The 16,571-nt window shown below is 69.0% G+C and carries 17 protein-coding genes; 11 read left to right on the top strand and 6 right to left on the bottom strand.

Features of this window, described 5'->3' with window-relative positions; genetic code table 11:
• Window positions 1-72 precede the first annotated feature (72 nt).
• Entirely contained in the window at window positions 73-546 is a 474-nt protein-coding gene (locus HQ312_RS15370) for an OsmC family protein (RefSeq protein WP_027504926.1), read from the bottom strand.
• Window positions 547-741: 195 nt separating this feature from the next.
• Between HQ312_RS15370 and HQ312_RS15365 the strand changes: the two genes are divergently transcribed.
• Window positions 742-2,103, top strand: a complete 1,362-nt coding sequence (locus HQ312_RS15365) for an NAD(P)/FAD-dependent oxidoreductase (RefSeq protein WP_222639138.1) — start codon at window positions 742-744, stop codon at window positions 2,101-2,103.
• A gap of 3 nt (window positions 2,104-2,106) precedes the next feature.
• Here the strand turns inward: HQ312_RS15365 and HQ312_RS15360 are convergent, their stop codons facing one another.
• Window positions 2,107-3,627 (bottom strand): PucR family transcriptional regulator, encoded by a 1,521-nt coding sequence (locus HQ312_RS15360; RefSeq protein ID WP_222639137.1) that lies wholly within the window; start codon window positions 3,625-3,627, stop codon window positions 2,107-2,109.
• Window positions 3,628-3,800: 173 nt separating this feature from the next.
• Between HQ312_RS15360 and HQ312_RS15355 the strand changes: the two genes are divergently transcribed.
• Genes HQ312_RS15355 through HQ312_RS15335 form a run of 5 tightly spaced genes read left to right on the top strand, consistent with a single transcriptional unit; the run spans window position 3,801 to window position 10,516 of the window.
• Window positions 3,801-5,231 carry a gamma-aminobutyraldehyde dehydrogenase gene (locus HQ312_RS15355; RefSeq protein WP_222639136.1) on the top strand — a complete coding sequence of 477 codons (1,431 nt, stop codon included), beginning with the start codon at window positions 3,801-3,803 and terminating at the stop codon, window positions 5,229-5,231.
• A gap of 28 nt (window positions 5,232-5,259) precedes the next feature.
• Window positions 5,260-6,603, top strand: coding sequence for a 4-aminobutyrate--2-oxoglutarate transaminase (gene gabT, locus HQ312_RS15350; RefSeq protein ID WP_222639135.1), 1,344 nt, complete (start codon window positions 5,260-5,262; stop codon window positions 6,601-6,603).
• Window positions 6,600-8,054, top strand: a complete 1,455-nt coding sequence (locus HQ312_RS15345; RefSeq protein WP_027504921.1) for an NAD-dependent succinate-semialdehyde dehydrogenase — start codon at window positions 6,600-6,602, stop codon at window positions 8,052-8,054. Before gabT ends, HQ312_RS15345 begins: the two co-directional genes overlap by 4 nt.
• A 36-nt stretch (window positions 8,055-8,090) precedes the next feature.
• Window positions 8,091-8,996 (top strand): universal stress protein, encoded by a 906-nt coding sequence (locus tag HQ312_RS15340; protein WP_222639134.1) that lies wholly within the window; start codon window positions 8,091-8,093, stop codon window positions 8,994-8,996.
• On the top strand, window positions 8,993-10,516 hold the full coding sequence (locus tag HQ312_RS15335; RefSeq protein WP_056448305.1) for an APC family permease: 1,524 nt from the start codon (window positions 8,993-8,995) through the stop codon (window positions 10,514-10,516). The genes HQ312_RS15340 and HQ312_RS15335 overlap by 4 nt, the downstream gene beginning before the upstream one ends.
• A 24-nt stretch (window positions 10,517-10,540) precedes the next feature.
• On the opposite strand, the gene HQ312_RS15330 is transcribed toward HQ312_RS15335, so the two are convergent.
• On the bottom strand, window positions 10,541-11,143 hold the full coding sequence (locus HQ312_RS15330) for a TetR/AcrR family transcriptional regulator C-terminal domain-containing protein (RefSeq protein WP_222639133.1): 603 nt from the start codon (window positions 11,141-11,143) through the stop codon (window positions 10,541-10,543).
• Between the two features lie 82 nt (window positions 11,144-11,225).
• Here HQ312_RS15330 and HQ312_RS15325 point away from each other — a divergent pair, with 82 nt between their 5' ends.
• From HQ312_RS15325 to HQ312_RS15310, 4 genes are read left to right on the top strand one after another with little or no spacing between them, the layout of a single operon-like run.
• Window positions 11,226-12,167, top strand: coding sequence for a nitrilase-related carbon-nitrogen hydrolase (locus tag HQ312_RS15325; protein ID WP_222639132.1), 942 nt, complete (start codon window positions 11,226-11,228; stop codon window positions 12,165-12,167).
• Entirely contained in the window at window positions 12,164-13,180 is a 1,017-nt protein-coding gene (locus HQ312_RS15320) for an agmatine/peptidylarginine deiminase (protein ID WP_222639131.1), read from the top strand. The genes HQ312_RS15325 and HQ312_RS15320 overlap by 4 nt, the downstream gene beginning before the upstream one ends.
• A gap of 30 nt (window positions 13,181-13,210) precedes the next feature.
• The gene (locus HQ312_RS15315) at window positions 13,211-13,456 is read left to right on the top strand and encodes a hypothetical protein (protein WP_222639130.1); all 246 of its coding nucleotides are present in this window, start codon (window positions 13,211-13,213) and stop codon (window positions 13,454-13,456) included.
• Window positions 13,457-13,466: 10 nt separating this feature from the next.
• Window positions 13,467-13,892: a DoxX family membrane protein gene (locus HQ312_RS15310; RefSeq protein WP_222639129.1), complete on the top strand. Its 426-nt coding sequence runs from the start codon at window positions 13,467-13,469 to the stop codon at window positions 13,890-13,892.
• Window positions 13,893-13,896: 4 nt separating this feature from the next.
• Here HQ312_RS15310 and HQ312_RS15305 read toward each other — a convergent pair whose 3' ends face one another.
• Both HQ312_RS15305 and HQ312_RS15300 read right to left on the bottom strand, forming a co-directional pair.
• A complete protein-coding gene (locus HQ312_RS15305) occupies window positions 13,897-14,406 on the bottom strand; it encodes an O-acetyl-ADP-ribose deacetylase (RefSeq protein WP_222639128.1) in 510 nt (169 codons plus the stop codon).
• Window positions 14,403-15,326 carry an ADP-ribosylglycohydrolase family protein gene (locus tag HQ312_RS15300; protein WP_222639127.1) on the bottom strand — a complete coding sequence of 308 codons (924 nt, stop codon included), beginning with the start codon at window positions 15,324-15,326 and terminating at the stop codon, window positions 14,403-14,405. The genes HQ312_RS15305 and HQ312_RS15300 overlap by 4 nt, the downstream gene beginning before the upstream one ends.
• Window positions 15,327-15,387: 61 nt before the next feature.
• Between HQ312_RS15300 and HQ312_RS15295 the strand changes: the two genes are divergently transcribed.
• Window positions 15,388-16,041, top strand: coding sequence for an NUDIX domain-containing protein (locus tag HQ312_RS15295; RefSeq protein WP_222639126.1), 654 nt, complete (start codon window positions 15,388-15,390; stop codon window positions 16,039-16,041).
• A gap of 1 nt (window position 16,042) precedes the next feature.
• Here HQ312_RS15295 and HQ312_RS15290 read toward each other — a convergent pair whose 3' ends face one another.
• On the bottom strand, window positions 16,043-16,477 hold the full coding sequence (locus HQ312_RS15290; protein WP_222639125.1) for a hypothetical protein: 435 nt from the start codon (window positions 16,475-16,477) through the stop codon (window positions 16,043-16,045).
• Between the last annotated feature and the right edge of the window lie 94 nt (window positions 16,478-16,571).

Below are 16,571 nucleotides of genomic sequence, written 5' to 3'. Positions count from 1 at the left end.
ATGCGACGCCACTTCGGACGTACTCGCGAGGCCAGGAAAGCCCGCGAAGCCCTGGAGGCCCGGGATGGCTCGTCAGGCCGGCTCGGCGCGCGTCCAGGTGTTCACGAAGCCCACTCCGCTGCGCACGAACAGCTGCGTCACGGGGCAGCGACGCTCGACCTCCGCGACGAAGTGATCGAACGCATCACCGGTCGCGTCGGTCTCCACCGTCGCCTCGACGGTGACGGTGTCGAAGTTCGAGTTGCCGTCGGCGCCGGTCACCAGGACGGCGGTGTCCAGGTCACCCTGCACGCGAAAGCTGAACTTTCCCAGCGTGATGCCGAGGTCCTTGGCGACGAGTGAGGCCGTGACCTGGTTGCACGAGGTCAGCGCACCGAGTGCGTAGAACAGCGGGCTCGGTGCCTCGTCCCTGCCGCCGAAGGCGGGGTAGGCGTCGGCGTCGAACTCGTGCCCGGCCGTGCCCTCGACGACGAGGTGCTGGGCGACGCCGGTACCGGACGCCTCCACGACGAAGGGAACGACGGAGGTGCGAATGGTGGAAGTCATACCTTCCACGGTCGAGCACCGCCCGCGCTCTCACCAGTGTTGCGATCACGCAGATTCTCGGGCCGTCCGGCCGCGACCCCCACGCCGAGGCGTCCAGGTGACGCGACAGGTGTGCGACATTTCGGCGTTGCGCGTGCCTGCGCCGGACCGGGCAGACTGGGATGACCACAACCCCACCTGAACAGGAGCCACACCGTGCCCTCAGTCGACCGGGACGTCGCCATCGTCGGAGCCGGGCCCTCGGGTCTCGCCGCCGCCACCGCGCTGCGGAAGGCCGGCCTCACCGTGGCCGTCCTGGAGGCACGCGACCGGGTGGGTGGCCGGACCTGGACCAAGGAGATCGACGGCGCCGTGCTCGAGCTGGGCGGCCAGTGGGTCTCGCCCGACCAGACGGCCTTGATCGACCTGCTCGGCGAGTTGGGGCTCGAGACGTTCGACCGGTACCGCGAGGGCGAGTCCGTCTACGTCGACACCGCGGGTGTCGCCACTCGCTACACCGGCGAGGACTTCCCCGTCGCGGAGTCGACCGTGAAGGAGATCGACCGTCTCATCGCGATGCTCGACACTCTGGCCGCGGAGATCGGGCCCGAGGAACCATGGGCCCATCCGCAGGCACGCGAGCTCGACACGGTGTCCTTCGAGGGATGGCTCGCGCAACAGTCCGACGACGCCGAAGCCACCGCGAACATCGGCATGTTCATCGCGGGCGGGATGCTCACCAAGCCCGCCCATGCATTCTCTGCGCTGCAGGCCGTGCTCATGGCCGCGTCGGCAGGCTCGTTCTCGAACCTCGTCGACGACAGCTTCATTCTCGACAAGCGCGTCGTGCAGGGCATGCAGCAGGTGTCGGTCGCCATGGCCGAGCGCCTCGGTGACGACGTGCACCTGAACGCGCCGGTGCGGACGATCCGCTGGACCGACGACGGCGTCACCGTTCTCGCGGACGGGGAGCTCGAGGTGACGGCGCGCCGGGTGATCGTCGCCGTGCCGCCGAATCTGTACACGCGGATCTCGTACGACCCGCCCCTCCCTCGCCGTCAGCACCAGATGCATCAGCACCAGTCCCTCGGTCTCGTCATCAAGGTGCATGCGGTGTACGACAGTCCGTTCTGGCGGGAGGAAGGGTTGTCGGGCACCGGTTTCGGCGCCACCCAGATCGCCCAGGAGGTGTACGACAACACCAACCACGAGGACTCCCGTGGCACCCTCGTCGCCTTCGTGTCGGACGAGAAGGCGGACGCGATGTTCGAACTCGGCGGCGCGGAGCGCAAGCGCACGATCCTCGAGTCGATCGCCACGTATCTCGGACCGAAGGCGCTCGATCCGGTCGTCTACTACGAGTCCGACTGGGGCACCGAGGAATGGACGCGCGGCGCGTACGCGGCCAGCTTCGATCTCGGCGGTCTGCACCGCTACGGACGCGACGTCCGCACCCCGGTCGGCCCGATCCACTTCTCCTGCTCCGACATCGCGGCCGAGGGGTATCAGCACGTCGACGGAGCCGTGCGCATGGGCCACCGCACCGCCGAGGTGATCGTGAGCGCGCTTCGAGGCTGACCGTCAGGTCCCGCGTGCGATGAGGGCGAGCAGCAGCTCGGCGCGCACGCGGGCATCGTCGAGGGAGCACGGCACCGTCGCCTCGATGCGCGAGACCCTGCTGCGCAACGTGTGTCGATGCACCCCGAGGGCCGAGGCCGCCGACTCCCAGTGGCCGTTCGCCTCGAGGAACGCACGCAGGGACGCCACCAGATCGGTCCCGTTGGCGGTGTCGTACTTCTCGAGGGGCGCGATGGTCGCGTCACCGACGGTCGCGAGGGCCTGACGCGTCGAGGCGTGCGCCAACAGGACACCGCCCACCAACGAGCCGAACTCCACGGGATCGGCGCCCGCCGCGGCGGACGACGCCGCCAGCCGACTCTCCTCCACCGCCTGCGCGAGCTGCGGAACAGAATGCGGCGCACTGATTCCCACCCGGAGCCGCCGACGTTCCGAGATCTCCAGACCGGCGATCGTCGATGCCGCGAACGTCGAATCGTCCGTTCCGCGCACCACCAGGGTCACCCGCGACGACCATCGTCGAGCGAAAAGCTGACGGCCCGCCGCTGCGCTGTGCGTCGCCATCGCGGCCTCGACACGCTGGGCTCGCGGGGGCGTGTCGGCATCGACGGTCACGGCGCGCACGGTGCCGTCGGCCCCCGCGGCCAGATCGATCTGCGCCCACACGGGTGCCAGGCCGTCGAGATCGGACAGCACGAGGCTCAGTGCCACGGAGTTGAGCTTGTCCTGCGCCGACTGCACCCGCGCCGGCTTCTCGAAGTCGAGCGCCAGGAGTGACGCCGCGTGGCCCACGAGGATGTGGTCGACGTTCCCCAGCACCGGCCCCACCACCGCCACGTGGCCGTGCGTCGCCGAGCCGATGGCGATGCGCTGCACACTGATCGAGATGCCCGCCGGAGTCACCGAGACCCGGCTGGACACGGTTCCGCGTTCGGCTGCGAGGGTACGGATCTCGTCCAGCACACCGGAACCGCCACCGCGCGGATGCTGTTCGAGCACCCGTCCGGTGTCGTCGAGGAGCACCACCGCGGACGACGTGGCCGTCGCCAGCTCCCGGACGATCGCGGCGGCGCCCCCGGCGACCACGGCGCGGGTCATCCGCGGCTGCGCACGGGATGCACGCACGACGGCGTCGTACTGCTGCTCCGCCAACCGATTCATCACGAGAGTCACCACCGCCGCGAACGGCGTGGGCAGGGGGACCTCGAGGACGGGCAGTCCCAGCCGATCAGCGGCCTCGACGAGGTCGGACGGCACCTCGGCGAACGACAGGCCCGTGCCGAATCCCACCGCCGCGACACCGGCGTCGTGCAGTCCCTCGAGGTACGCCACCCGTTCCGGTGTCGTCACCGGCAGCCTCAACCCCGTGGTGAGCAGCAGTTCTCCGCCGGAGAGCCACCGGAACGGTTCCGACAGTTCCGTGGTGTGCACGAACGACACCTCGCGGTCCAACCCGCCCGCGCCGGCTCGCAGTTCGAGGGCGAGCGCCTTCTGCGCCAGAACCCAGCGCACCGACACCGTCACGACGTACCCCTCTCCGGTCGGGAAGCTCCCGCCGCAAGAGAACACCCCCGCTACCGCACTGGACAAGTCGGAGTGCCCCACCCCCGGACGATCATCGTTTTGTCCGCTGCCGTTTCGCAGCGTCAGGCGCACACTGATCGAACCACCCAGCCGCCCCGACGGAGAGGTACCTCGTGTCGCACGACGTGCTCCGCAACTACATCGACGGCGAGTTCGTCGCCAGTTCGTCCACCCTGACTCTCGACCTGATCAGTCCGGTCACCGAGGAGATCGTGGGCGTCTCCCCCATCTCCACCGAGGCCGACGTGAACGACGCCGTGGCCGCCGCGGAGCGCGCCTTCGCCAGTTGGGGCAAGACGACTCCGAAGACCCGGCAGACCGCCCTGCTGAAGCTCGCCGACGCCCTCGAGGCCCACTCGGACGAGCTCGTCGAGGCGCAGAGCCGCAACACCGGCCAGCAGAAGCAGGTCATCGCCGACGAGGAGGTGACCGTCGGGGCCGACCAGCTGCGGTTCTTCGCGGGTGCAGCCCGCATGCTCGAGGGGAAGTCCGCCGGCGAGTACATGGAGGGTTTCACCTCCTACGTCCGCCGCGAGCCCATCGGTGTCGTCGGCCAGGTGACGCCCTGGAACTACCCACTCATGATGGCCATCTGGAAGATCGGGCCGGCGCTCGCGGCCGGCAACACGATCGTCCTCAAGCCGAGCGACACCACGCCCGAGAGCACTCTGGTGCTCGCAAAGCTGTCCAAGGGAATCCTTCCCGACGGAGTGCTCAACGTGGTGCTCGGTGACGGCGGGACCGGCGCGACACTCGTCGGGCATCGGTCGCTGGGCCTGGTGTCCATCACCGGGTCCGTTCGTGCAGGCATCGAGGTCGCCGTCGCCGCCGCCCGCCAGCTCAAGCGCGCCCATCTCGAGCTCGGCGGCAAGGCTCCGGCCATCGTCTTCGGCGACGTCGACATCGCCTCGGCCGCGAGCGGTATCGCCGAGGCGGCCTTCTTCAACGCTGGTCAGGACTGCACCGCGGCGACCCGCGTGCTGGTACACGAGTCGATTCACGATCAACTCGTCGACGCGCTCGCGGCCAAGGCCCGCGAGCTGACACCGGGCAGCCCGGACGACGCGGACGCGTTCTACGGACCGCTGAACAACAGTCGTCACTACGCGACCGTCACCGACAAGCTCGCGAACCTCCCGGCCTCCGCGACGATCGTCACCGGTGGCAACCGAGTGGGAGACAAGGGCTTCTACCTCGAGCCCACCGTGATCACCGGAGTCGACCAGCGGGACGACATCGTCCAGGAGGAGACGTTCGGACCGGTGCTGACGGTGCAACCGTTCGCCGACGAGGCCGAGGCGATCGAGAAGGCCAACGACGTTCGGTTCGGGCTGGCCTCGAGCATCTGGACCAAGGACCACGGCGTCACCCAACGCGTCAGTGCGGCGCTGGACTTCGGCGCCGTCTGGATCAACTGCCACATCCCACTCGTCGCCGAGATGCCGCACGGCGGCTTCAAGTACTCCGGCTACGGCAAGGACCTCTCGGCCTACGGCGTCGAGGACTACACCCGCCTCAAGCACGTCATGAGCTCCCACGACTGACATTCCCTGCTCTGCGAAGGACTTCACCATGGACATCAGCTACCGCCTTCCTCAGAAGCGCGCTCTCCTCACCGAACTTCCCGGACCGCGTTCACAGGAACTGACGGCCCGACGACGCGCCACCGTCGCCGCCGGCGTCGGTTCCAGCGTTCCCGTCTACGCGGCCGATGCCGATGGCGGCGTGATCGTCGACGTCGACGGCAACTCGATGATCGACCTCGGCGCCGGCATCGCCGTCACGAGTGTCGGCGCCTCCGATCCCGCTGTCGCGGACGCCGTCCGGGAGCAGGTCGGCCACTTCACGCACACCTGTTTCATGGTGACGCCGTACGAGGGCTACATCGCCGTCGCGGAGAAGCTCGCCGAGCTGACCCCGGGTGACCACGAGAAGCGCAGCGTCCTGTTCAACTCGGGCGCAGAAGCTGTCGAGAACGCGATCAAGGTCGCGCGACTGGCGACCGGCCGCGACGCCGTCGTCGCGTTCGACCACGCCTATCACGGCCGTACCAACCTGACGATGGCGCTGACGGCGAAGACCATGCCGTACAAGACGAACTTCGGGCCCTTCGCACCGGAGATCTACCGGATGCCGATGTCGTACCCCTACCGCGATCAGCCGCGGCTGACCGGTGAGCAGGCCGCGCTGGCCTCGATCGACCGCATCGAGAAGCAGATCGGCGCCGACGCGGTGGCCGCCGTCATCATCGAGCCCATCCAGGGCGAGGGCGGGTTCATCGTTCCCGCACCCGGATTCCTCCCGACTCTGCAAGCCTGGGCGCGGGAGAACGGCGTCGTGTTCATCGCCGACGAGGTACAGACCGGGTTCTGTCGAACCGGGTCGTGGTTCGCGAGCGACGACGAGGGAATCGTCCCCGACATCATCACGATGGCGAAGGGAATGGCAGGCGGAATGCCGTTGTCGGCCATCACCGGTCGCGCGGATCTCCTCGACCTCGTCCACGCGGGCGGGCTCGGCGGAACGTACGGAGGCAACCCGGTGGCCTGCGCGGCTGCCCTCGCTGCCATCGAGACCATGACCGCTCTCGACCTGTCCGGACGCGCCCGTCACATCGAGTCCCTCGCCATGCCGCGCCTACGCGCCCTCGCCGAGGAGACCTCCGTGATCGGCGACGTCCGCGGACGCGGTGCGATGCTCGCCATCGAGCTCGTCCAGCCGGGCACCGACACCCCGGATCCCGTCATCACCAAGGCCATCGCGGCGCATGCTCTCGCGGAGGGCGTCGTACTGCTCACCTGCGGGACGTACGGCAACGTCATCCGGTTGCTGCCTCCCCTCGTGATCAGCGACGAGCTTCTCGACGACGCGATGACGGTGCTGGAGAACACGGTTCGAACGCTGGCAGCACAGTGACCGACTCTGCTGCCCTGCTCGCCTCCGTCCCCACCGGTCTGTGGATCGACGGCGCGTTCGTCGACGCCGCGGACGGCGGCACGTTCGCGGTGCACGATCCCGCCACCGGTGACGTGCTGGCCCGCGTCGCCGATGCCGGTGAGAAGGACGCACTGCGGGCGCTCGACAGCGCCGTCGCCGTGCAGGACGAGTGGGCGGCGACCGCACCTCGGACACGGTCGACGATCCTGCGCGCAGCGTGGGAGGCGGTGATCGAGCGCACGGAGGATCTCGCGCTCCTCATGACTCTCGAGATGGGCAAGGCCCTCCCGGAGAGCCGCGGCGAGGTGACGTACGGCGCCGAGTTCCTCCGCTGGTTCAGCGAGGAGGCGGTGCGCATCCAGGGCCGCTACACGCAATCTCCGTCCGGCGCGGGCCGCATCCTCGTCACGAAGGTTCCGGTGGGTCCCGTTCTCGCGGTGACTCCGTGGAACTTCCCGCTGGCCATGGGAACCCGCAAGATCGGCCCCGCCCTGGCGGCCGGGTGCACGGTACTGGTGAAGCCGGCCGAGGACACGCCGCTGACGATGCTGCTGCTCGCCGAGATCATGGCGGGCGCCGGGTTGCCGGCCGGGGTCCTGTCGGTACTTCCCGCGTCGAACGCTCCCGCGGTCACCGAGCCCCTGCTCGCCGACGAGCGACTCCGCAAGGTCACCTTCACCGGTTCCACGCGGGTGGGCAAGATCCTCATCGAGCAGTCGGCTCGCAACGTTCTGCGAACGTCGATGGAACTCGGTGGTAACGCACCGTTCGTAGTCTTCGACGATGCCGACATCGATGCCGCCGTCGACGGCGCCATGGCGGCGAAGATGCGCAACGGCGGAGAGGCCTGCACGGCTGCCAACCGCCTCATCGTCGCCGAGAGCGTCCGCGAGGAGTTCACGGAGAAGCTCACCGCACGGATCGCGGCGCTCACCGTCGGGCCCGGCTCGAGCGACGGGACGAACGTGGGGCCGCTGGTGAACGAGAAGCAGCGCACCAACGTCCGATCCCTCGTCGACGATGCGGTCGCCGCCGGCGCCCGCGTGCGCACGGGTGGTCACGTCATCGACGGCCCGGGCTGGTTCTTCGAACCCACCGTGCTCGACGAGGTTCCGCCGTCCGCACGTATCGTGCGCGAGGAGATCTTCGGACCCGTCGCGGCCATCACGAGTTTCGTGGACGAGCAGGACGCCGTCGATGCCGCCAACGACACAGAGTTCGGACTCGCCGCATACATCTACACCCGCGATCTCGATCGAGCACTGCGTGTCTCGGACAGGATCGCGAGCGGCATGGTCGGTGTGAACCGGGGCGTCGTGTCCGATGTCGCAGCCCCGTTCGGCGGAGTCAAGCAGTCCGGTCTCGGCAGTGAGGGTGGCACCGAGGGCATCGACGAGTACCTCGACACGAAGTACGTGGCTTTCCAGTAGGTCCGGTTCCACCGAAGCTTCCCGAAGGGACGCACCATGCGGTTGATCGTCGGTTATCTCGCCACTCCCACAGGAGAGGACGGGCTCGTCCTGGGTGTGCAGCTGGCCCGCAGTCTGGGTGCGGCGTTGGACATCTGCATGGTGGTGCCGCCCGACCGCGCCGTCCCGGCCGAGGCCAGGTTCGCCGAACTGCTCGCCCAGCGCGGCCGGGCGTGGCTCGACCAGGCAGCCGCGTCGGTGCCCGACGACATCGAGACCGCGGTGCATCTGAGCTTCTCGGAGTCGTTCTCGTCCGGCCTCATGGACGAGGCGGCGCGGCTCGGGTCGGACGCCATCGTCGTCGGTGGCGCCAAGGACGGCCTGCTCGGACGCCACACTCTGGGCACCGTGTCGACCGAGCTGCTGCACTCCGCCCCGATCCCGTTGGCCCTGGCGCCGTTCGGGTATCGCACGTCGACAGCCGACCGAATCCGCGAGGTGACGTGTGCCATGGGCACCCGCACGGGCGCCGACCTCGTGCTGCGCACCGCGGTCCGGTCGTGCGAGCGGATGCACACGTCGCTGCGACTGCTCTCGCTCGTTCCGCTCGACGACACCTCCGACGTCGAGTCCCTGCGCGACCCGGACCGAGAGGCGCGCGCCATCGACCACGCACAGCAGATGCTCGACGCCGCCCGGTCCGGTCTGCCCGAGAGTCTGACGGTGACGTCCTCGGTTGCCGACGGCTCGACGGTCGAGGCCGCGGTGTCCGGTCTGACGTGGGAGGACGGCGACGTGGTCGTCGTCGGGTCCAGCCGACTCGCACAACCGCGCCGCCTGTTCCTCGGCTCGACCGCGTCGAAGATGTTGCGGGCACTGCCCGTTCCCATGGTGGTGGTGCCCAGCACCGAGTTCCGTTCCGACATGCCCAGCAGCACCGATCCGACGGAGGCTTCCCGATGAGCAGTGAACTCACGTCGTCCAAGGGACTGGCCGTCGGACGGATCGGCACGTTGTCCGGCGCCGTTCTCGGCATCTCCTCCGTCGCACCCGGATACACGCTCACCGCCAGCATCGGGTTGATCGTCGCCGCGGTGGGCCTGAAGATGCCGGCCATCTTCATCGCCGGGTTCATCCCCATGTTCCTCACCGCCTACGCGTACCGGGAGTTGAACTCCGACTCCCCCGACTGCGGCGCCTCGTTCACCTGGTCCACCAAGGCCTTCGGGCCCTACGTGGGCTGGATGTGCGGCTGGGGCATGGTCATCGCGACCATCATCGTGCTCTCCAACCTCGCGGCCATCGCCGTGCAGTTCTTCTATCTGTTCATCGCGAAGCTGTTCGACACTCCCTCCATCGCCGACCTGCCGGGCAACAAACTGGTCAACGTCGGTACGACGGTCGTGTTCATCGCTCTCGCCACGTGGGTGGCCAGCCGGGGGATCACGACGAGCGAGAAGCTCCAGTTCGCGCTCGTCGGCTTCCAGATGGTGCTGTTGATCGCGTTCGCCGTCGTCGCGCTGGTCCACGTCGGCGCGGGGGACGCACCGGCCGGGTTGTCGTTCGACATCGGCTGGTTCGATCCGTTCAGCGGACTCACCATGGGCGCCTTCGTCATCGGCGTCACCGGCTCGATCTTCGCGTTCTGGGGATGGGACACGTGCCTGACGCTGGGCGAGGAGTCCAAGAACCCCACGAAGACACCGGGGCGCGCGGGGCTGCTGTGCGTCGCGACCATCCTGCTGACCTACCTGCTCGTCGCGGTCGCGGCGATGATGTACGCCGGTGTCGGCGAGGAGGGCCTGGGGCTCGGCAATCCCGACAACGCGGAGAACGTCTTCGGTGCCCTGGCCGATCCGGTACTCGGCAGCTGGGGCGGCATGCTGCTCTACCTCGCGGTCTTCGTCTCCTCGATCGCCAGCCTGCAGACCACGTTCCTGCCGGCGGCGCGGACGTCGCTCGCGATGGCGGCCTATGGCGCCTTCCCCAAGAAGCTCGCCGAGGTGAGCCCGCGGTTCCTCGTCCCCTCCGCCGCCACCGTCGCGGCCGGTGTGATCACCGCGGTCTTCTACACGGCGGTGACCTTCCTGTCGGAGAACACCCTGATCGACACCATCGCGGCACTGGGCATCATGATCTGCTGGTACTACGGCATCACCGCATTCGCCTGCGTGTGGCACTTCCGCCGAACTCTTTTCGCCAGCGTTCGGAACACGGTGTTCCGGTTGATCTTCCCGTTGCTCGGTGGCCTGGTCCTGTTGGCGGTGTTCGTCGTCTCGGTCGAGGAGAGCATGGACCCGGAGAACGGCAGCGGCGCCGAGATCGGCGGCATCGGACTGGTGTTCTTCCTGGGCTTCGGCATCCTCATCGTGGGTGCGGTTCTCATGATGGTCATGCGCTTCGTGACGCCGGCGTTCTTCCGCGGCGAGACGCTCACCGTCGACACCGAGGCTCTGAAGGACGAAGCCGACCTGGTGGGGTGAGAGGCTCGTCAGCTGAGAGGCTCGTCAGCTGCGGGGCGAGCGTGCCTGCAGCCCCGCGATGAGCACTGCGAGCCCGAACTCGAACGCCGCGTCCGCGCGGCCGGCGCCCGAGGTCTCCAGCGCCGCGCGCATGGCGTCGTTCGCTTCGTCGGCCGAGGCCCAGACCTGTTCGGGCGCTGCGAGATCGAGCGCTGACCCCAGGACGAAACTGTCGACGGCGGTGATCGCGTGCAGCACCTCGGCGGGCGCGAAGCCGCCGTCGGACAGGGCCGTCGCCAACGCGTTGTACATGTCGAACGCCACGGCGGAGCGCACCGTGTGCGCCGTGAACAGCGGGATGGCGCGCGGATGTCGGGCGTAGTGGCGGCGGTACTCCTGCGCGATGCGGGAGACCGCCTCACTCCAGTCGCGGGAGTCGGCCGGGATCTCGATGCCCGCCATCATGCGCGTACGCATCAACTCCACGATCTCGGCCCGCCCCGCCACGTGGTTGTACAACGACGACGGCCGCACCGCCAGCCGCTCGGCGAGTCCCGGCATCGTGAAGTCGCCGTGCCGATCGACCAGCGCGAGTGCGGCATCGGTGATCAGGTCGGTGGACAGCAACCGTGTCGACGGACGCGGCATCGCCGGCTCCTTCCTCTTGCGTTCGGGCCGTCGTCACACCATACTTAACGAATCACATTCGTTTTACGGACGAGGACACCCGATGCTGACCATCACCGCCACCACCCCGCCGCCGTCGCCCGCCCGCACGCGCGAGCCCGGCCGCCCACCGGTACGAGTGGCGCTGGTGCAGCATCGGTGGCACAAGGATCCGAGCGTGTTGCGCGCCGAACTGGAGGACGGGATCGCCACTGCGGCAGGGGAAGGCGCTCGCATCGTCTTCCTCCCGGAGCTGACCCTCAGCCGCTACCCGGCGTTCGTGCCGGGCGGCGAGAACCCGGGCCGCAGCGCGGAGGACCTGGCCACCGGGCCGACGGTCACCTTCGCCGCCGAGGCCGCCGCGCGTCACGGCATCGTCGTGCACGCGTCGTTGTACGAACGCGACGACACCGTCGGCGACGGCCTCGGGTACAACACCGCCGTCCTGGTCTCGCCCGACGGCGAGGTGACGGCCCGGACTCGGAAACTGCACATTCCCGTCACCGCCGGCTACCACGAGGACACGTACTTCCGCCCCGGACCTGCCGACGACCCGTACCCCGTGCACCGTGCGGCGGACCTCGCACTGGGAATGCCGACGTGCTGGGACGAGTGGTTCCCCGAGGTCGCGCGGGCCTACTCGGTGGCCGGCGCGGAGGTCCTGGTCTATCCGACGGCCATCGGCTCGGAGCCGGATCATCCCGACTTCGACACCCAACCTCTCTGGCAGCAGGTCATCGTCGGCAACGGCATCGCGAACGGCACGTTCATGGTGGTACCCAATCGCCACGGTGACGAGGGCGCCATCACGTTCTACGGTTCCTCGTTCATCTCCGACCCGTACGGCCGCGTTCTCGTGTCGGCTCCCCGCGACCGCTCGGCCGTCCTGGTCGCCGATCTCGACCTCGACCAGCGTGGCGACTGGCTGACGCTGTTCCCGTTCCTCGACACTCGACGTCCGGACACGTACGGCACCCTCACCCGGCCCGTGGCGGGTACCCGGTGACATGGCGCATGCCCGCCGAGGGCGAACCGCACGAGCGCACCTGGATGGCGTTCCCCAGCCCCGGTTACTCGCTCGGCGACACCGAGGAGGAGCGCCACGAGGCTCGCACGACGTGGGCCGCCGTCGCCCGCGCCGTGGCCGAGTTCGAGCCGGTGACCGTCGTGGTGGATCCCCGTGAGGCACGCATCGCCGCGGAGTACCTGGGATCGGGCATCACGATCCTCGAGGCACCTCTCGACGACGCGTGGATGCGCGACATCGGGCCGACCTTCGTGGTCTCGGACGACGGAACCGTCGGCGCGGTGGACTGGGTCTTCAACGGGTGGGGCGCGCAGGAGTGGGCGACGTGGGAGAACGACGCCCGGATCGGTGCACTGGTGGCGCGGGCGGCCGGCGTTCCGGTCGTCGCGTCCGACATGGTCAACGAGGGCGGCGGCATCCAGGCCGACGGCGCCGGAACCGTCCTCCTCACCGACACGGTGCAGCTCGACAGCGGACGCAACCCCACCTGGTCGAAGCAGGACGTCGAGGCGGAGCTGTCCCGCACTCTCGGTGTCGACCGCACGATCTGGTTGCCGCGCGGCCTGACTCGGGACTCGGAAACCTACGGCACCCGCGGCCACGTGGACATCGTCGCCGCGATGCCGACGCCGGGCGTCGCCCTCGTGCACGATCAGCGCGACCCCGCGCATCCGGACCACGAGATCAGCCGCGACGTCATGGATCTCCTCACCCGGGAGGGACTCCGTGTCGTTCCGGTTCCCGCACCGACCGTGCTGCGGGACGACGAGGGCGTCGTCGACTACAGCTACATCAACCACTACGTGGTCAACGGCGGGGTCATCGCCTGCAGCTTCGACGATCCGAAAGACGACGAGGCGGTGCGCATCCTGTCCGAGGCCTATCCCGGCCGACGCGTCGTGAGCGTCGACGCCCGGCCGCTGTTCGCCCGGGGCGGCGGCATCCACTGCATCACTCAACATCAGCCGGCGCCTGTCGTACCCCTCCCCTAGCGTGACGCCACCGACAACGGGGGGACGGACATGGGCGGACATCGCCGGGGGCAGCGCAGACGCAGCGAGCAGAGGACGGTGCGCGAGGTCGCCGCACTCGTCGCGGAGCCGGGGTCGCAGTACAGCAGCCGCTGGAACGCGGAGCCGTACAGGTTCTGCGACTGCGACGACGAGGAGTGCGTCGGCGGCGCCGTCTACTGCGAGAACAGGGTCTACGCGCACGAGGAGCTGGGCCGCGTTCTCGGCCGACCGGACCGGCAGCGCGGCGCCTCGTAGGGTGGCAGGCATGACCACGCGCCCCGCCCCTGCGACCGTGCCTCGTATCGTCGGGCGTCTCGTCCTCGGCGCGTTCCTGGTGTTCGCCGGACTGAGCCACCTGTTCTGGGCCCGGCAGGAGTTCGCCGCGCAGGTACCGACGTGGATGCCGCTCGACACCGATCTCGTGGTGGTCGCATCGGGTGCCGTCGAGGTGGTGCTGGGCCTGGCTCTCGTCGCCCTGACGCGATACCGGGTGGCGGTGGGGTGGGTCACGGCGCTGTTCTTCGTCGCCGTGTTCCCGGGCAACATCTCTCAGTTCGTCACGCACACAGACGCTTTCGGGCTGGACACCGATCGGGCACGAGGTATCCGGCTGCTGTTCCAGCCATTGCTGGTGATCTGGGCTCTGTGGGCCACCGGCGCCTGGTCGGCGTGGCGAGCACGTCGGCGATGACCGGTCAGCCGACGGCCCGCGTCGTCATGCGGTGCACCTCGGCCGAGTAGGCCACCAGGGTCACGAGATCCACGGACACGGGCGCCGACGTCACCGCGCGCACCTGTTCGGCGACCGCAAGCTCCACCGGCCATCCGTACGCACCGCCCGAGATGAGCGGGAACGCGATCGAGGATGCTCCGAGCGAGTGAGCCAGGAGAAGGGAGCGCTCGTACGCTGCGCGCAGGATCGGCGAGCGGTCCTCGCGGGCCAAGTACCGCGGCCCCACTGTGTGGACGACCCACCTCGCCGGCAGACGGCCTGCGGGCGTCGCGACGGCGGCACCCGTGTCGAGTCCGTTCGGGAGGGTCGTCGCCCGCAGAATCTTGCAGGCGTCGAGGATCTCTCGTCCGCCTGCGCGGTGGATGGCGCCGTCCACCCCGCCTCCACCGAGGAGGGTCGAGTTGGCGGCATTGACGATCACGTCCGCGCGCACGGTGGTGATGTCTCCGGTGACCACATCGATGACACTCATGCTGCTGCTCCTTCTGCGAGGCGACGTCCCAGATCCGCGAGGTCCGCGGCTCGTCGTCCGGGGTACCCGTGCAGGATCGTGGTCCACGCCTCGGGGATCACCGAGGCGCCCCAGCGTGCGCCGAGAAGCCCACCGGCTATGGCCGCGGTGGTGTCGGTGTCGCCGCCCGCGCGGACACACACCTCCAGCGCCGCTGTCAGCTGGTCCTCGTTCTCCTCGGTGGCCGTGATGGCCGACCAGGCCGTCTGGAGCGCGTGCACCACCCACCCGTTCCTGTCGAAGTCCGACGGGCGCCCCTTCTCCGCGGCGTCGAGCAACGGCGCCCAGGTGTCGCGCACCGACGGCTCCGCCGCGTCGAGGTACAGCGAGATGCCGTCGTAGTTGCCGTGCAGGACGGCGTGCCGGATGCCGGCACTCCAGATCTGGCATGCCTCCCCCGCCTGCGGATCACTGTGCGTCAGGGCGCTGATCTGCGCAGCGGCCACCGAGAGCTGAACCGGGTCGTCGAGATACGCCAGCGCCACCGGGGCAGTTCTCATCAGCGAACCGTTGCCGCCTGTCCTGCCGGACAGTCCTGCGGCGACGGCGGTCATCTCGGCAGCCGACCTGCTGCGCCGGGACAACACCGTGCGCGTCTGGATGCCGACGTCCGCCGGGTTCGTGTCGATCCAGGCCACGAAGTTCACCGCGACGCCGTCGAGTCCCCGGCCCTCCACCAGCGCCTCGGCGATGCAGAGGGCCATCGACGTGTCGTCCGTCCACTCGCCGGGCGCCCAGTCGAAGGTGCCGCCGCCGATCATGTCGATCACCGTCTCGGGCGTCGGGTAGCCGAACTCGTATCCGGCACCCAGCGCGTCACCGGCTGCGGTGCCGAGCACGACGCCCTCGGCGCGGTTCTTCTGTTCGTCGGTCAGCTTCATGTCGTCCCCTTTGCTCGTTTGTGCGCTAACCATAACGCACCACTGCGCTAAGCTGCAACCCATGCCCTCCGATCTGACGTCGTACCCACGACCGTCCGTCGCTGTCGACGTCGCCGTTCTCACCGTCCACGGCGGAACGCTGAACGTGGTGACGGTGGAATCACCCTGGGGAGCTGCACTTCCCGGCACATTCCTGCATCCGGGCGAGACGCTCGCAGATGCGGCGAGGCGCGCGTTGAGCACCAAGGCCGGCATCGACGGCGTCGAGTTCCATCAGATCCGGATGTTCGACGCTCCCGACCGCGACGATCGAGGATGGGTCCTGTCGATGGCGCACTGCGCGGAGGCGCCCACCGACTCCCTACCTTCCGACACCGATCTCCTGGCCGTCGAGGCGGATCGGCCTGTGGAACCGATGGCCTTCGACCATGCCGACATGGTGTCGGCCGCCGTGGGCGACCTGCGGTCTCGCTACCTCACCCGTCCTGATCCGTCGCACCTGCTGGGAACCACCTTCACGCTGCTCGACCTGCGCACCCTGTACGAGACCGTGTTCGACCGCCCGCTGCGCAAGGACACCTTTCGCCGTCATGTGATCGGGGCGCTGGTCGGTACGGGCGCCACCACATCGGCTGCGGGCGGACGCCCCGCCGAGCTCTACGAACGCAGGCCCGACGAGACGTTCCCCGGGTCCATCGCCGCGCTGCTCGTGTGAGTCAGTTGGGGGTCGGGCGCCGTGGCGTCGGGATCCACCACGCCAGCGCAGAACCCGCCTGCACCACCACCAACGGCCACACCATCGGGGAGTGCACCAGCGCCACCGCCCACACGAGGGCCACTGCCGTCACGACGACGCGTGCCGAACGTCGGCGTTGCACGATCATCGTCGCGAGCACCCCGTGCCCCACCGCAGCGACGACGAGAACGAACGCCCACGCATCGGCGGGTGAGCCCACGAACATCGCGCCGGGCGACTCGTCCGCACTCGCGAAGGCAGCGAGGGCACTGACGACGACGGCGCCGAATCCCGCGATCGCGGCGACACACGCCACCGCACACTGGGTCGCGAACGCGACGAGCACGGCCAATGATGTTGCGTTGGTCAGACTTCCGATACCGCTGGAAGGAACGGGCAGAGTGGTCGAGTGCATGGTCAAGGCCTTCCGATCGCCCGCCGTGGCGCGGTACAGCCTTCGACGCCGCAACCACCCGCTCGGTTCCCGGCGCGCATTTCTGCACACAGAA

This window comes from Rhodococcus sp. BP-316, assembly GCF_019836105.1.
GTDB lineage: Bacteria > Actinomycetota > Actinomycetes > Mycobacteriales > Mycobacteriaceae > Rhodococcoides.
The sequence above is the reverse complement of the archived record's forward strand: the minus strand, read 5'-3'. Positions and strand labels throughout refer to the sequence as shown.

Bases quoted from the DNA above. Each gene is read 5' to 3' on its own strand.
- HQ312_RS15325 (WP_222639132.1), top strand. From the start codon at position 11,226: ATGCTGACCATCACCGCCACCACCCCGCCGCCGTCGCCCGCCCGCACG.
- HQ312_RS15290 (WP_222639125.1), bottom strand. From the start codon at position 16,477: ATGCACTCGACCACTCTGCCCGTTCCTTCCAGCGGTATCGGAAGTCTG.
- HQ312_RS15300 (WP_222639127.1), bottom strand. From the start codon at position 15,326: ATGAAGCTGACCGACGAACAGAAGAACCGCGCCGAGGGCGTCGTGCTC.
- HQ312_RS15295 (WP_222639126.1), top strand. From the start codon at position 15,388: ATGCCCTCCGATCTGACGTCGTACCCACGACCGTCCGTCGCTGTCGAC.
- HQ312_RS15305 (WP_222639128.1), bottom strand. From the start codon at position 14,406: ATGAGTGTCATCGATGTGGTCACCGGAGACATCACCACCGTGCGCGCG.
- HQ312_RS15315 (WP_222639130.1), top strand. From the start codon at position 13,211: ATGGGCGGACATCGCCGGGGGCAGCGCAGACGCAGCGAGCAGAGGACG.
- HQ312_RS15340 (WP_222639134.1), top strand. From the start codon at position 8,091: ATGCGGTTGATCGTCGGTTATCTCGCCACTCCCACAGGAGAGGACGGG.
- HQ312_RS15310 (WP_222639129.1), top strand. From the start codon at position 13,467: ATGACCACGCGCCCCGCCCCTGCGACCGTGCCTCGTATCGTCGGGCGT.
- HQ312_RS15370 (WP_027504926.1), bottom strand. From the start codon at position 546: ATGACTTCCACCATTCGCACCTCCGTCGTTCCCTTCGTCGTGGAGGCG.
- HQ312_RS15330 (WP_222639133.1), bottom strand. From the start codon at position 11,143: ATGCCGCGTCCGTCGACACGGTTGCTGTCCACCGACCTGATCACCGAT.
- HQ312_RS15335 (WP_056448305.1), top strand. From the start codon at position 8,993: ATGAGCAGTGAACTCACGTCGTCCAAGGGACTGGCCGTCGGACGGATC.
- gabT (WP_222639135.1), top strand. From the start codon at position 5,260: ATGGACATCAGCTACCGCCTTCCTCAGAAGCGCGCTCTCCTCACCGAA.